The following is a 14773-nucleotide window of genomic DNA, read 5'->3' on the forward strand; positions in this document are numbered from 1 at the left end:
GAACCGTCATTACGAGTCTACGAATCGGACCGCCGAGCGGTAATCTTAATACCATTTCGAGCAGGGATTTATAAATAGATTGCTTCATTCTTCGCAATGACGAAGCTTAAGCCAATAACATTGAACTAATATCTTCTCTTTTCATTACCATTTTCTACTTAATCTTTTAAATTTGCGCTCCGGTTTAAAAAATCGGGTTTCGTTCTCTGTTGGGACGAAATTTTTGTTTCATTTAATTCCATCATCACCTGATCCGATCTTGATGGAGTACAAAGGATCGACGTTTACGTTATTATGTCTGAAAACGAAGAAAAAGAACTTTCAAACGACGAAGTGGCCAACACAGAAGCTACTCCGGCACCTGAAAGCTCAACAGAACCTACAGAAGAGGCTGCGGCCCAACCTGAGGAAACTGCACCTGCAGTAGAAGAAGCTCCCGCAGAGGAGGCTGCTCCAGTAGCAGAAGAGGCACCCGCTGAAGCTCCTGCAGCCGAAGCACCAGCAGCCAAAAAAGAAGCACCTAAGACTGAAGACAAGCCTGCAATCGAAGATTGGTCAATGGGCGAAGATGATGGTTTTGGTGATACTTACAGCGACGAAGAAAGAAAGCAAATGGAAGACCTGTATACTTCCACGCTTACTGAGATCGCTGAAAAAGAACTGATCAAAGGATTTGTAGTAGGAATCACTGACAGAGATGTAATTGTGAACATCGGATTTAAATCTGATGGTCTGGTTGCTCTTTCAGAATTCCGCGACATGGAAGATCTCAAAGCCGGAGACGAAGTTGAGGTCTATATTGAAGAGCAGGAAAATGCTAACGGTCAATTGATCCTTTCTCGCAGAAAGGCGAAAATCGTTAAAGCATGGGAGAACATCCAAAGTGCTCTTGACAATGATTCAGTCATCGACGGTATGGTTAAGAGACGTACCAAAGGTGGTTTGATCGTTGACATCTACGGTGTTGAGGCGTTCCTTCCTGGTTCACAAATTGATGTGAAGCCTATCAGAGACTTTGATGTCTTTGTAGGGAAGAAAATGGAGGTGAAAGTTGTGAAAATCAATTACACCAATGATAACGTAGTAGTATCTCACAAAGTACTGATCGAGAAAGATCTTGAGCAGCAGAAAACGGAGATCCTCAACAACCTGGAAAAAGGACAAGTACTGGAAGGTGTGATCAAGAACATGACCAACTTCGGTGTATTTATCGATTTGGGTGGTGTCGACGGTCTGCTTCACATTACAGATATTTCCTGGGGTCGTATCAATCACCCAGAGGAAGTGCTTGCACTTGATGAGAAAGTGAATGTAGTAGTACTTGACTTTGACGATGATAAGAAGCGAATTTCTCTGGGTATGAAGCAATTGACTTCTCATCCTTGGGATTCTTTGGATTCTACTATCGATATCGGGTCTAAGGTGAAAGGTAAGATCGTAAACGTAGCAGATTACGGTTCATTCCTTGAAATCATCCCTGGTGTAGAAGGATTGATCCACGTTTCTGAAATGTCCTGGTCTCAGCACTTGAGAAATCCTCAGGATTTCATGGGAGTTGGCGATGAAATGGAAGCAGTTGTTCTTACCATCGACAGAGATGAAAGAAAAATGTCTTTGGGTATCAAGCAATTGACCGAAGATCCATGGACGAAGCAAGACCTACTTACCAAATACGCTGTAGGCACCAAGCACAGTGGTATCATCCGCAACCTGACCAACTTCGGCTTGTTCATCGAGCTTGAGGAAGGAATCGATGGTCTGGTTCACGTTTCTGACCTGTCATGGACGAAGAAGATCAAGCATCCTTCAGAGTTTGTGAAAGTTGGTGACGAGCTGGAAGTAGTTGTAATGGAGTTGGATACTGAAAATCGCAGACTGGCATTGAGCCACAAGCATTTGGAAGAAAACCCATGGGATACTTTCGAGACCGTATTCATGAAAGGAACGGTTCACAAATGTGCGATCATCGGCAAAACCGACAAAGGCGCGTTGCTTGAGTTGCCATACGGTCTGGAAGGACAGTGTAGCAACAAAAACCTTCAGAAAGAAGATGGCAGCATGGCCAATGAAGGAGAGACACTTGACTTCAAAGTTCAGGAGTTTGCCAAGGATGAGAAAAGAATTATTTTGAGCCACACAGCTACCTGGAAAGAAGGAGCGGATGCACCAGCACCTGCACCTAAGAAGAAAGCCAGTACCGGCGGTGGTAATAAGAATAAGACGCTCGATAAGATCAATCAAGGTTCAGAGAAATCTACCTTGGGAGATATCGCTGCACTTTCTGCTTTGAAACAGCAGATGGAAGGTGGCGACAAAGACGCAGAATAAATTATATAAAAGTCGGTTCCTGATTCAGGGACCGACTTAATATAAAATACTACATTTGCGAACACATCAAGGTTCCGTGGCCGAGCGGCTAGGCAGAGGTCTGCAAAACCTTTTACAGCGGTTCGAATCCGCTCGGAACCTCCAGACAACCCTCAGGTAACTTCTGAGGGTTTTTTATTTCCTGTTTGTCATAACCTGGAGGCTAAAACGGCTTAATAATTGTTGTTCCTCAGAAATAAATGACAATAAATTAAGTTCTAGAATAGATACCATGACCTATTTTGGCACTATGAAGCGATTGATAGCACTTATATTCATTTTGCTCGCCGTTGAAGGAGTTTCTCAAAGCTTTTTCAATTGGCAGTACAATGACCGCTATTTTTCCCTGATCGCTGGAAGTGGAATGACCGCATACTTCGGCGAACTCAATGACAATAACCGCATAAGACAGGAATTTTCAAACTTTTCCATAGGACTTGAGGCACGTCTATTGAGTCGTGTAGCTGCAAGAGCTGAAGTCATTTACTACTCTTTGGAAGGTGATGACCTTTACGCCGAGGACAGCAGCTTCAATCGCCAAAGGAACCTTTCCTTTTTCTCCAGAAATGTTGAAGCAAATCTTCAGGGCATCTTTTTTCTCAGAAAATATAGAGGTGACTATCACAAAAGGTGGGCCTTCGACCCTTACATGGGATTGGGAGTTGGAGTGACGACCTACAGCCCAACTGCTGAATTGGACAGTGTCACATACAAGTTAAGAGAACTCGAAACCGAAGGTGTTGAATATGGCCAATTTGCACTGGTCCTACCACTTACTTTCGGAGTAAAAATGAGATTCAATGAATTTGTAAACTTCAACATGGAACTGGGGTATCGATATGCCTTCACAGATTATCTGGATGACGTCTCTACTGTATTTATCGAAAGTGATGGATCCATTGCCGGTCGGCTTTCAAACAGAAAAGATGAAGTCCGAACCAGGGATAATGAGTTCTTCATTGTGAATCAGGAACACTACGATGCACAAGTTGCAGGAGCTCCCAGGGGTAACCCTGATCGAAATGACAGTTATTTATACATTAGTTTTCGGTTAGAAGTCTTTCTACCGCGAAAAAATACAGGGCCCTTATTCAAGAAGCCCTCGGCTTACTAACAACTCCTGAATAACAGTTACAATTCGATCCAGATCACTATCTGTCAACCCCACTCCTGAAGGCAAACAAAACCCAGAGTTAAAAAGCACCTCACTAACCTCTCCCCCTATTCTTTCCGCTTGCTTATACAAAGGTTGTAAATGCATCGGCTTCCAAAACGGCCTGGATTCAATATTAGACTTTTCCAGTTGGGCAATTATATTCATGGGGCTGATCTCCTTTCTCAGAGACGCATTGATTTGTACGCCATTTAGCCAGAAGTTACTTTTCACTTCCGGAGACCAGGATTGCTGAAACTCAAAACAAGAAGTTGGCAGGTGTCTTTTGTAAAACTGATGGATCTTTTCTTTTCTAATCAAATACTCGTCCAATTTTGCCAGCTGAGCCACTCCCGAAGCAGCCAACAGGTTACTCATCCGATAATTGTAACCAATTTCCTCATGGTGGTAGGCCAGCGAATCCTGATGCTTGGATTGCGTTGCCCATTTCAATCCTTTTTCATACGAAGCTTTATTTCCTAACAAGGCCCCACCTGCACTAGTGGTAATGATCTTATTTCCATTGAATGAGAATATTCCGAAATCACCAATGGCACCTGTATATTCTCCTGCAACCGTAGCTCCAAGAGATTCCGCCGCATCCTCGATCAGCACTACCCCATGTTCCCTACAAATTCTCCTAATTTCAATAATTTGGGCAGGCATTCCGTACAGATGAGTAAGAACCAATGCATGTAGCCGATGCTTGGAAAGGTAATCTTCCAATAAGGCAGGATCCAGATTCCACCCTTCCATCTCACTATCGATAAAAACAGGTACTCCTTGTTCGTACAAGACTACATTCGCAGAGGCACAAAACGTCAACGTACTAACTCCTACACGATCTCCCGGTTTCATATCAGAGAGCTTCAATGCCAGGTGCAATGCGCTCGTTCCGGAGTTGAGTGCCAAGGCTCGTTTTGTCTTAATTAGTGCCTCTAACTTTTGTTCAAATACTGTGATTTGCTCACCTACCGTGGATATCCACCCACTCTGAATCGCGTGAGTAATGTGTTCAATTTCCTGAACTCCGAACTCAGGTGGACTTAAATAGATTCTTGAGTTACTCACAGTAATACAATAGAATTCTGCTATGTCTAAGCGAAATTAAAGTGAAGTTTGAAAACAATTCTTCCTTCGGTTTGAAAGCAATGATTTTTTGAACATTTTAGTCCTTTATAGTTGTTTTCTTGTCTGACCCCCTTCGATGAAAGTATTTCGTTTCGCTTTCTTTCTGGCGATCACCATTGCCCTCATCCTTATTCTTAATAACCCGTTTCAAGGAAATCCTCCTCTTGGAAAATTACTCAACCCACATCAAGGGTTTTGGCAAAATGCTGAAAAAGAAGCCATTACCATCCCGGAAGAGTTGAATCTTCCCGGACTGAAGGAAGACGTTACGATTCGTTTCGATGAGCAGGTGATCCCACATATTTTCGCAAAAAACGACGAGGACTTGTTCTATGCGCAAGGCTATATCACGGCTTTTCATCGATTGTGGCAAATGGAATTTCAGTTGCTCTCTACAGCGGGACGACTGTCTGAAGTATTCGGGGATCGAGCACTGGATTATGATCGAGGAAAACGCAGAAGCGGCCTTACTTACGGAGCACAGCGCGGTTTAGAAGAACTTAAAAAAGATCCTGAGGCATTCCGAATGCTTCAAGCCTACACTAATGGTGTGAATGCCTATATCAGTGGATTATCCTATGCCGACCTTCCGATCGAATATAAATTTCTGGATTACGAACCGGAACCCTGGACTGTTTTTAAATGCGTGCTTTTGATGAAAGAAATGTCAGATCAGCTTTCCAGAGGCGAACGAGATTTGCAAAACACCAATGCGCTAAAGCTATGGGGGCAAGAAGTCTTTGATCTATTATATCCGGAAACCCACCCTGGACTGGATCCTGTTGTACCAGTTGGGACATCTTTTGATTTTGAACCCATTCTTGTCGACAAGCCCGATGTGACTTTCCCTCAAATTTTCACCCAACAAAAAATAGAAGAGCCCGATGAAAGAAATGGCAGTAACAGCTTTATCGTTAATGGGCAGAAAACAGCCGACGGGAGTGTTATTTTCACGAATGAACCCGACCTGGCTCTTAACCTACCCAGCATTTGGTACCTGGCTCATCTGAATAGTCCTTCCTATAACACCATCGGTGGGAGTTTACCTGGAGCACCAGGGATTGTCATCGGATTCAATGACTCCATTGCCTGGGGAGACACCAATGCTAAACGTGATCTGGTAGATTGGTACCACATCGAGTTTCGAGATGACCGAAGAGAGGAGTACCGATACGACAATAAATGGCTGAAAACACAGAAGATTGTTGAAGAGATCACTGTGAAAAATGGCCAGACGTTCTATGACACGATCGTCTATACGCATTACGGTCCAGTGACTTACGATCGTAATTTTCAGGTCAATTCTGAAAAGATCAATCTGGCTATGCGCTGGACTGCTCATGACGCCTCGAAAGACTTCAAAGCTTTCATGCTATTGAACAAGGCCAACAACTATGATGATTTTAAAGAGGCCTATAGCTACTATACCGGACCACCGCAAAACGTCTCTTTTGCCTCAGCTTCCGGAGATATTGCGATCCGCATCAGCGGCAAGTTCCCCGTAAAATGGGAAGGCCAGGGAAAATTCATCATGGACGGTCGTGATTCCCGACAGGAATGGAAAACTTTTATGCCTTATGAACACATTTATGAATCGTTCAACCCACCACGAAACTTCGTAAGCTCTGCGAATCAACACCCTGGAGATAGCACTTATCCCTATTACGATTATGATGCAACCTTTGAATACTATCGGAACCGGCGTATCAATGATCGCCTGAAAGTAATGACCAATATCACAGTGAAGGACATGATGGAACTCCAGCACGATAACTTTAATTACATCGCCTCTGAGATCTTACCATCGATGCTGGATAGCCTGAATAGAGATTCTTTATCCCTGAGTCAGTCTGACAAAGTATTATTTGAGCAGCTGAATACCTGGGATTACTTTAACCACCCAGACGAACAGGCACCGTCGGTATTTGAATTATGGTGGGACCACTTATACCCCATCGTTTGGGATGAATATGAGTCCCAGGAAGTAAGTCTGGCACGACCCAATTCGTATAACACAATCTATCTTCTGAAAAATAATCCTACATTTTCATTCATAGATATTCAATCCACCAACGTAATCGAAACCACTGGTGATCTTTATAGAAAAGCGTTCTATGAAGCTTCTCAGGCCTTGCAGGAATGGAAAACGGACAACTCTGAAGACTATGCATGGTATAAATTCAAGAATACGACCATTCAACATCTACTGCCTCCATTAACTCCTTTTTCTGTTTCGGGAGTACCAATAGGAGGCAATCATAATATAGTCAATGCGGCTAGTGGTCGTCACGGCCCTTCCTGGCGAATGGTTGTTCAATTAACTGAGAAAGGAACAAAAGGGTGGGGTGTTTATCCCGGAAGTCAAAGTGGTAACCCTGGCAACCCTGATTACGCTCATATGATCGATGATTGGGCTTCTGGCAATTATTACGAGTTGTTGTTTGAACCAGAAATTTCCGCTGATGACAAAAGGATCATCAAAAACATCAAACTTTCACCCGATTCAAGTGCCAATTAACTAAGAACCATGAAAATATTACTTCGAATCATTCTTATAGGACTTGTCGCGTATTTTGTTCCTTATGTCCTACCCTGGTGGACGCTTGCATTTTTTGCGATGATCATTGGCTTTGTGATTTCAGGTCATGCGCTAAATTCATTCATTTCAGGCTTTTTGGGTGGTGGAGCAGTATGGCTGGTACTTGCCTGGATGATTGATAATGAAACTCAGTCCGTTTTATCAAACAGAATCGTTCAATTGTTTCCAGTAAATGAAGTGATCTACTTAATCATTGCAACAGGATTAATTGGAGGTTTGATCTCTGGGTTTGGCATGGTCACTGGAACCAGTTTTCGCCAAATTTTCATTAAAAAGAAATCAAGAAGCCTGTATAGCAGTTAAATTAACGTTTACTCTTTACAGTTATTTATTACATAAAAGTCACTTAAGCTCCATTAAGAATTGGCACTACCTGAAATAATTGCATTTATTTCTAAAAAAAATTAAAAAAAACTTTGCCGCTTATCATTTTTAGTCGAAAAATCATGTTTATTTATCGATTAGGCTTTGTGATTTACCCAAAGTTGTGATAACATCGTACAGCCATAAAGAGCAGTAAACCCGGATTAACCACGGCATACTGTCGAAACCCGCCAAGGTTTCCTATATCATCTACCTAAGACCCTTTCAGATAAGTTCCAGCTACCCCAATTGTAAGTCAGGTGCATTAGTTTTTGTAGTGCCTTGAAAAAACTTACAAAGTTAATAACAAAAACAACACACTCTTCACAAGTGAATTCTTTGTGAATAAGCCTCTTGATACCATCCATTTACTGTGCATAACTATCTGATTTTAAGATGATTAGCTGTTCACAACTTGTTAACTTCTTTTACCCTTATTTGCCATTTTTTCGGGAATGCGAGCCCAATTTAGCAGCAGAAATCAATAAAACAAAGAGAATATTAAATATAACGTTATGAAAAGACTTAAGTTCCTCAGCTATGCCTTTATCCTGATCTCAGTATTCACGTTATCTTCATGTGCAGAGGATGCAATCTTAGAAGAAATCATCGATAATACAGAACTAGGGGTTCCAAGTCTGGATACAGATGATGAAGACGAAGGGGACACTCCTCCTTCAGCAACAGGACAGGGATAATTCGATAATAATAAAAAGAAGTCACTTTTTTGAATAATAAAAAAGCGAGTTAACCTCGCTTTTTTTTATATTCGCAAGGTGCAAATAAGAACAAGGCGGAAAACAGTATTCACCACGGTGGTATTAATCACTATTTTGATGATACCCCTGTTTGGGAAGGCAATCTCTATTGAATCAAAGATTGATAGTGCCTTAAGTTTACTATCGAAGGACAAAATAGCTTGCGAAAGTCTTAGCTTACAAATTTTACAAGAAGCGAAAAACACCCAAAATAGCTTCGGGCTTGTTAAAAGCAATTATATTCTAGGTTACCTTAAAAAATCAGAGGGAGATTATGGAAAATCTGTGATCTACTATCTTGAGGGAATCAGATATGCAGAATCGGCAGAGTATCCAGAGGCAAATAAGGACTTAGTTAACCTATTACAGAATTCAGGCATCATATTTAAGCGTTTCGGCAATTACAGCCTGGCAAAAGAATATTATCAAAAAGCAATGAATGTTGCTTCCCTGGATGAGGACATTGAGAAGTATACGCACTTGATATACTTAACATCAATGGTTCTTAAAGAGGAAGGTAAATATGCTGAAGCCACAGCATTGTTGGAAAGTACATTTTCAAACTTCAATTTGATTAGCAAGAAAACAATTGCTAACATTTATAATCAAATTGGCCTAATTTCTATTAGGGCAAATGATTGGGAAAGTGCAAAAATCAATTTTGATAAATTGCTTGATTTTGTTAAGAATGAGGAAAAATTATTCAAGAAATATACAACCAGGGCATTTCATAATTTAGGAAATGTCTATTTCGATCAAGGGAATTACGATGATGCTATAGCCAATTATAAAATGGCATTAGAACTAAAACATCAATTCTCACACAAATCAGAATCCATTTTCATTACATCGAAGGATATTGGAGAATCTTATCTCCTTGCTGGAAATTACGATTCCGCAATCCACTACTTGAAAATAGCTGAAACACATTACGAACAATCCAAGAATACTTCAAACTACTACGAACTTTTCAAATTCATTGGCCTCGTAGCAAAAGCGCAAGGGAATATCAATCTGTATACTGAATATCAGGACTTATATGCCAGTAGCCTCGAAAACTACCTGAAAGAGCAACAAAAAGTGGAAGCGACTGATAAAAAGTACAACCTTGATCTAATCACCCAACGATACTTTGCTTTAGTTGCCGAACAAGAGCGCAATCAACAAATCCAATACTATTCTGCCGTTGGCGGTTCGTTCCTGGTAACGTTGATTGTACTGATCATTGCATTCTTTCAGTACCGCAAGTATCGTCTACGCAAAGACCTGGAAGCTTCCCTCAAGCCCTACATTAAAAGCGCACTTTAGACCTTTCAGCGGTTCATTGTAATTTCCATACATTGCATCTAGCATAAATGCATAAGGGTGAATTAATTCCTCGTCAAAAAGGCAGCCCCTCCCTATCTTTTTGACCTAAGTACATAAATGGGAAGCCATATAAGCCAGTACTTTAGAATTATTGAGCAGATCTTCTTTCTCTCCGAAAAATGTCTTGACGTCAATCCTAAGCCTTTATTGGAGAATAGACTTTATGAAGGAAGGTCTTAAGGATTATGACTTAAAACTTCCTAAATGATCAAATATTGATTAATCAGGATAAATACTTAAGGCCTACCAAGTAGCCGAGCGAATGCAATAAAAATAAGTCGGATGAAATCGGAGCTTAAACCTCCAGGTTGAGTTTTTCCCGAACCACTTTGACCAGGCTGGCATTGCCTTCGTGTAGGTCCAGAATTTTGAGCTTTTGCTCTTCGTTCTCACGAATAAGGTGACTCACGAGCTCGGAGATTTCCTGAACTTGTTCGATGGCCACTCCTTCGATTTTCAGTTCATCAAATAACTCATACAGACGCCTTTCAATGCTTACTTTGAGGTTCTTTACTGTAGCTCGTTTGGACTTTAACTCCTTGGCATCTTTTGCCTTTCGGGTGTAATCAAGGATTTTACCTTCTCCTCTTAATAACCATTCAGAGTTTACCTCATTGAATCGAAGCAGAATTTTATTAAGCACGTCGTAGCTGGGTTTGCTACGTCTTCCTCGAATGATGTTGTATACTACCGCACCCCTTACACCTATTAACTCAGCAAAGGAATTGGGATTCTGATCTAGAACCTCAATAAGTTGATTGATACGGTCGTTAATGATCATTATGACCAAAGATACATTGATGTCGCAAAAAATGCAATAGCTAAAAACAAAAGAAGGATTACTAAACGCAATCCTTCCTCATTAAGAACCAGCTATGGAAAATAGATACTCACTATTTGACTCAAAAATAATATCAAATGATAAAATTGCAAACAAATCGATATCTATTTATTATCATTTGCTATAATATCATTACCAGCCCCGGCCAGGGCCGTTTCAGAACACTGATAGGGTTTCATGTAAAACATAAAAAAGGAGAGCCCCTTAATCAAAAGCTCTCCTAAATAGGGAGTAAAATCCCATAGCTGGATAATATCTACTCTACTAAGGTAAACACTAAATTGGTCTTATTCAAAATTATATTTTATCAATAAATAATTTTGCCAAATATTTATATCAATTGAATATAGATTTATTCAAAAGCTATCAATTGCTATAATGTTAAATTTCAAGAGTAGACGAAAGAACTATACTTATCTCATCTCGGGCTGTATATGCTCCTGGATTTATGTCAAAAAGTATGCTGATTGCCTTGAATAGGCGATATCAGGAAGTGTTTTCAGTTTTAAACAAAAAAAGAGGACTCCAAGAAATGAAGTCCTCCTAAACAACTAAAGGTCCCTAGCTGGCTTAACCATGTGACTATACAAATATAAGAACCATACGCTAAGTACCAAAATTTTATTTCAAAATATTGCTAAAAACAAAATATTATTATCATTTGCTATACTTTCATCCAAAATTATATCAATTGATATTATTCAGTTTTACGACAACTTTGCCTGTACTCTCTCTTGATTCAATGAATCGATGGGCCTCTGCCATTTGCTCAAACGGAAAGACTTTGCCCACATGAGGTTTAATTTGATGTTGATTAATGAATTCGATCATCTCTGCATAGGCTCCTTTGGCGATTGCAGGCTTTTCAGTCAGGTATCCTATGTGACTGGCTGATATCCCATAGCTTCCCTGCGCCATGGCCATCACATTGGCTTTCGGAGCATCCTTCCATGTTTTCCACCAGGTAAGTGGATTCCACTTCTTGAAACTGATACTGGCAAATCCAATTACCACCAATCTTCCGAATGGATTCAGTAATGATACACTTTTCTTGAAAACCTCCCCTCCGACTACTTCCAACACACAATCAATTCCTCCTTCTCTGGATTTGATGATCTCATAAAAATCTTCTGATGCGTAATTGATCGCCTGGTCAGCCCCAAGTTGTTGGATCAGTTCAAGTTTTGATGTCCGACTGGCAGTACCGTACACTTTACATCCAAGCGCTTTGGCCAATTGTATGGCGGCTGTTCCTACACCTCCTGCTGCAGCCTGTACAAGGACGGTTTCTCCTGCTGATACACGCGCTTGTTTGACCAATCCAACCCAGGCTGTCATAAAATTTACCACAAGTGCTGCATTCTCCTCTGGAGTCACTTCAGAATTGGCTGCAAATACCAGGTGATCAGGAACGCAAATGAATTCCGCATAGGCACCATATTGATTACCTACAATCACTTTTGCCCCAACCTGAACATCCTTCACGCCACTGCCAACTTCAACCACTTCGCCGTACGCTTCCATCCCGGGTATATATGGCCTTTTTGGCGCCCATCTATACTGGCCTCTTCTGGAAAGAATTTCAGCATAGTTGATCCCTATGGTTTCCACTTTTACTTTGACCTCTCTTTCACCTGGAACAGGCTCTGGCACCTCATGTATCTTTAGGGTTTCTGGCTTGCCAGATCGGTTAAGCAGGTAGGCTTTCATATAAACTTCAAAAATTTAGGACAAAGATAACCGAAGACCATCCTCCTTACGGGATTGGATCTCCAAAGTCAAAATGATCTGCAATTTTCCAATTTTTATTGATTCTGTCTTCATGAGCCATGTCTCTTCCTCAATTTGTCGTTGATTTGCGGAAAGACTCAAAAACTCAAATATGCACTTCCGTCTCCTTGGTCTCATGCTTTGCATGCTCTTCTTACAATATGCCTCTGGGCAAGTAGAAGATAATCGCGTAGGTTTTCTCCATCATATCCACACGCAATCTCTAGGTGATTCACTACAAATTCAGGTGTACTTGCCTGAAGGTTATCAAAACTCAGAAGAAATGTATCCGACGCTCTATTTGTTGGACGGCCAAAGGTTCTTTCTTTATGGCGTTAGTCTGCTGGAAACCTATCAGCAATACAATCTTACTCCCGAATTTATTGTTGTCGGCATTTCCACCAACTATCCAAAACGGTTCAGTTATTTCAGCAATCGAAAAAATGACTTTCTTTCGTTCATAAAATCCGAACTGATCCCCCTGATAGCAAGTAACTATCGCGTTTCCGATGAAAGGTTGTTATTCGGCTGGGAATACGGTGGAAGCATGGTTTTTCACACCTTGCTTTCAGATCAGGCATTGTTCAATGGTTATCTACTCGCCAGCCCGTTCCCTGTATTCAATGAGACGGTTCAAATGGCCCAAAAAACATTTGACAATAAGAGCCTCTATTTCTCCGTGAGTCCTGATGAATTTTCCGTAAATCACGGCGTGAATAGATTGGATTCCATCTTATCTACAGGGAATGTTACGGGTCTGGAGTGGACTTATCTCAAGTTATCGGAAGAAGTACACCGATCTACTCCTTATCCTACACTCTATCATGGCATCAAGCAATATTTTGAATATTACCCAGAACTGCAGATAGATAATCTGGATAAATTCCTTGAGCAGGGATCCATCGAATATGCCATTCAGTATAATCAAATCAGGGCTCAGGCTTATGGATATTCAGAAGAACTCTCTCCCTGGACCAAGTTCACGATTATCAGAAGTGCCATGCGTGCCGATGAATACGATAATTTTATTCATTTCAGTGAAGCGCTCAAACTCGAAGAATTCTTTCCAGAATTATCCAATAGCAGAATAAGCGATCTGGCTGATTATTTTGCCAAAAATGCAGGTCATGAGGAGGCCACTCGATTGTATCAATTTCTGCTTGAAAAGTATCCTGAATCCGTCATCCTATTAACAAAGATCGGGAACACAATGACCGCCGCTGGCAAGGAAGAGGAAGCAAAAGAGTATCTGGATAGAGCAGCTAAACTTTCTGAAAAATGAAGGCGAAAAGGTATCTCATCGCAGTGATGCTGGCAGCAAGTCAATTGATTCTTATTGCCCAGTCACAAAAAGTATCGTCTCAGGGTGTGGTCATTGGCCATCGAATTAGTCTATTCTCCGAAGTATTGAATGAACAACGGGACCTCTTGATCTCTCTACCAAATAACTATGACCGAAATATCCATCAATATCCTGTGATCCTGGTTTTAGATGGAGAATATTTGTTTGAACTCACCCGATCAATTGTAAATATCAAATCCTCCCGAAATGAAATGCCCGAGAGCATTGTCATCGGAATACCCAATACGGCTGACGGTCGCTATGACATGGCCATGGAATTGCGATTTCCTGATGGTGGTGGTTTTTTCGGTGACGCAGACGGGGCCAAGATCAATGATTACCTTTCCTTTTTGGCGCAGGAGGTCGTACCCTTTATCGAAAATCGCTATCGGGTCAATCATCACCAAACAATTATTGGAATGTCTCCTACTTTCGGGCCTGTTCTGCAATCATTCTGGGACGAACCTGACCTGTTTAACGCACATATTGTCCTTGCAGCCGAAGTGTCACTCACTACTTCAAGCGGAGAAACGGTGAAAGAAAAGTTACTCAAGGCTATACAGGACACGGATCGTCAACAGGGTGCTATTTATATTGGTAAAGCAGGCGATGACCTAAAACGTAGACCTGAAGCTGAACGCCTCGCTTATGCGGAACTAAACGAAAAACTTGAAAACACAGCTAATCCCAATATCAATTACCGGATAGAAATTTTAGAAGAGGAGAATCATTATGGAATGGCCATTGCTGGAATTGAGCATGGTTTGGAGAACATCTATCCCCCTGACATGTGGACCGTTCCTTATCGAGCATTTTGGAATTCGGAAGATCCAGCCAGTGAACTGAAACGTTGGTACGATCAATTATCAGATGCCTATGGGTTTGAAATTATTCCACTGGAAGATGCCTTCTACGCAGGTCAAACCCTTAAGGGAACGGCCCGTAGGCTCAACCGGCAAGGTCGAAAGCCGGCGCTATTGAAACTATTAGAACTGGCGGTTACTTACTATCCAAATTCGCCGGAACTGAAAGCTCAATACGAAAACGCGAAGAAATAGTAACACGACTCAGACGATTTCGT

Annotated in this window: 11 protein-coding genes and 1 tRNA gene; 9 read left to right on the forward strand and 3 right to left on the reverse strand. The window is 41.3% G+C overall.

The window, feature by feature from the left end:
- Nucleotides 1-294 precede the first annotated feature (294 nt).
- From rpsA to R8G66_10900, 3 genes are all read left to right on the forward strand, one after another.
- The gene (rpsA, locus tag R8G66_10890) at nucleotides 295-2328 is read left to right on the forward strand and encodes a 30S ribosomal protein S1 (GenBank protein MDW3192866.1); all 2034 of its coding nucleotides are present in this window, start codon (nucleotides 295-297) and stop codon (nucleotides 2326-2328) included.
- 70 nt (nucleotides 2329-2398) lie between these two features.
- Nucleotides 2399-2472, forward strand: a tRNA-Cys gene (locus R8G66_10895).
- Nucleotides 2473-2617: 145 nt separating this feature from the next.
- Complete coding sequence (locus tag R8G66_10900; protein MDW3192867.1) at nucleotides 2618-3481, forward strand: DUF6089 family protein; 864 nt, start codon at nucleotides 2618-2620, stop codon at nucleotides 3479-3481.
- On the opposite strand, the gene R8G66_10905 is transcribed toward R8G66_10900, so the two are convergent.
- Nucleotides 3455-4591 (reverse strand): DegT/DnrJ/EryC1/StrS family aminotransferase, encoded by a 1137-nt coding sequence (locus tag R8G66_10905; GenBank protein MDW3192868.1) that lies wholly within the window; start codon nucleotides 4589-4591, stop codon nucleotides 3455-3457. The two genes, R8G66_10900 and R8G66_10905, sit on opposite strands and share 27 nt — an antisense overlap.
- Nucleotides 4592-4727: 136 nt before the next feature.
- On the opposite strand from R8G66_10905, the gene R8G66_10910 reads away from it, so the two are divergent.
- The 4 genes from R8G66_10910 to R8G66_10925 all read left to right on the forward strand — a co-directional run bounded on the left by R8G66_10910 (nucleotide 4728) and on the right by R8G66_10925 (nucleotide 9679).
- Nucleotides 4728-7169, forward strand: a complete 2442-nt coding sequence (locus R8G66_10910) for a penicillin acylase family protein (GenBank protein ID MDW3192869.1) — start codon at nucleotides 4728-4730, stop codon at nucleotides 7167-7169.
- 9 nt (nucleotides 7170-7178) lie between these two features.
- Entirely contained in the window at nucleotides 7179-7553 is a 375-nt protein-coding gene (locus R8G66_10915) for a hypothetical protein (GenBank protein MDW3192870.1), read from the forward strand.
- A 575-nt stretch (nucleotides 7554-8128) separates the two neighbouring features.
- Nucleotides 8129-8311: a hypothetical protein gene (locus R8G66_10920; GenBank protein ID MDW3192871.1), complete on the forward strand. Its 183-nt coding sequence runs from the start codon at nucleotides 8129-8131 to the stop codon at nucleotides 8309-8311.
- A gap of 138 nt (nucleotides 8312-8449) precedes the next feature.
- Nucleotides 8450-9679 (forward strand): tetratricopeptide repeat protein, encoded by a 1230-nt coding sequence (locus R8G66_10925; GenBank protein ID MDW3192872.1) that lies wholly within the window; start codon nucleotides 8450-8452, stop codon nucleotides 9677-9679.
- A 355-nt stretch (nucleotides 9680-10034) separates the two neighbouring features.
- Here the strand turns inward: R8G66_10925 and R8G66_10930 are convergent, their stop codons facing one another.
- Nucleotides 10035-10520 carry a hypothetical protein gene (locus tag R8G66_10930; protein MDW3192873.1) on the reverse strand — a complete coding sequence of 162 codons (486 nt, stop codon included), beginning with the start codon at nucleotides 10518-10520 and terminating at the stop codon, nucleotides 10035-10037.
- A gap of 747 nt (nucleotides 10521-11267) precedes the next feature.
- The gene (locus tag R8G66_10935) at nucleotides 11268-12290 is read right to left on the reverse strand and encodes an NADPH:quinone oxidoreductase family protein (protein MDW3192874.1); all 1023 of its coding nucleotides are present in this window, start codon (nucleotides 12288-12290) and stop codon (nucleotides 11268-11270) included.
- A 172-nt stretch (nucleotides 12291-12462) separates the two neighbouring features.
- Between R8G66_10935 and R8G66_10940 the strand changes: the two genes are divergently transcribed.
- Both R8G66_10940 and R8G66_10945 read left to right on the forward strand, forming a co-directional pair.
- Entirely contained in the window at nucleotides 12463-13632 is a 1170-nt protein-coding gene (locus R8G66_10940; protein ID MDW3192875.1) for an alpha/beta hydrolase-fold protein, read from the forward strand.
- Nucleotides 13629-14750 (forward strand): alpha/beta hydrolase-fold protein, encoded by a 1122-nt coding sequence (locus R8G66_10945; protein ID MDW3192876.1) that lies wholly within the window; start codon nucleotides 13629-13631, stop codon nucleotides 14748-14750. Before R8G66_10940 ends, R8G66_10945 begins: the two co-directional genes overlap by 4 nt.
- The last annotated feature ends 23 nt before the right edge of the window (nucleotides 14751-14773 follow it).

The sequence above is a fragment of the Cytophagales bacterium genome (genome assembly GCA_033344775.1).
Taxonomy (GTDB): domain Bacteria; phylum Bacteroidota; class Bacteroidia; order Cytophagales; family Cyclobacteriaceae; genus JAWPMT01.

What these genes read in the sequence shown, in the direction of transcription:
- R8G66_10920 (MDW3192871.1), top strand. Translation starts at nt 8,129, where the DNA reads ATGAAAAGACTTAAGTTCCTCAGCTATGCCTTTATCCTGATCTCAGTA.
- R8G66_10925 (MDW3192872.1), top strand. Translation starts at nt 8,450, where the DNA reads ATGATACCCCTGTTTGGGAAGGCAATCTCTATTGAATCAAAGATTGAT.
- R8G66_10915 (MDW3192870.1), top strand. Translation starts at nt 7,179, where the DNA reads ATGAAAATATTACTTCGAATCATTCTTATAGGACTTGTCGCGTATTTT.
- R8G66_10900 (MDW3192867.1), top strand. Translation starts at nt 2,618, where the DNA reads ATGAAGCGATTGATAGCACTTATATTCATTTTGCTCGCCGTTGAAGGA.
- rpsA (MDW3192866.1), top strand. Translation starts at nt 295, where the DNA reads ATGTCTGAAAACGAAGAAAAAGAACTTTCAAACGACGAAGTGGCCAAC.
- R8G66_10930 (MDW3192873.1), bottom strand. Translation starts at nt 10,520, where the DNA reads ATGATCATTAACGACCGTATCAATCAACTTATTGAGGTTCTAGATCAG.
- R8G66_10945 (MDW3192876.1), top strand. Translation starts at nt 13,629, where the DNA reads ATGAAGGCGAAAAGGTATCTCATCGCAGTGATGCTGGCAGCAAGTCAA.
- R8G66_10910 (MDW3192869.1), top strand. Translation starts at nt 4,728, where the DNA reads ATGAAAGTATTTCGTTTCGCTTTCTTTCTGGCGATCACCATTGCCCTC.
- R8G66_10940 (MDW3192875.1), top strand. Translation starts at nt 12,463, where the DNA reads ATGCACTTCCGTCTCCTTGGTCTCATGCTTTGCATGCTCTTCTTACAA.
- R8G66_10935 (MDW3192874.1), bottom strand. Translation starts at nt 12,290, where the DNA reads ATGAAAGCCTACCTGCTTAACCGATCTGGCAAGCCAGAAACCCTAAAG.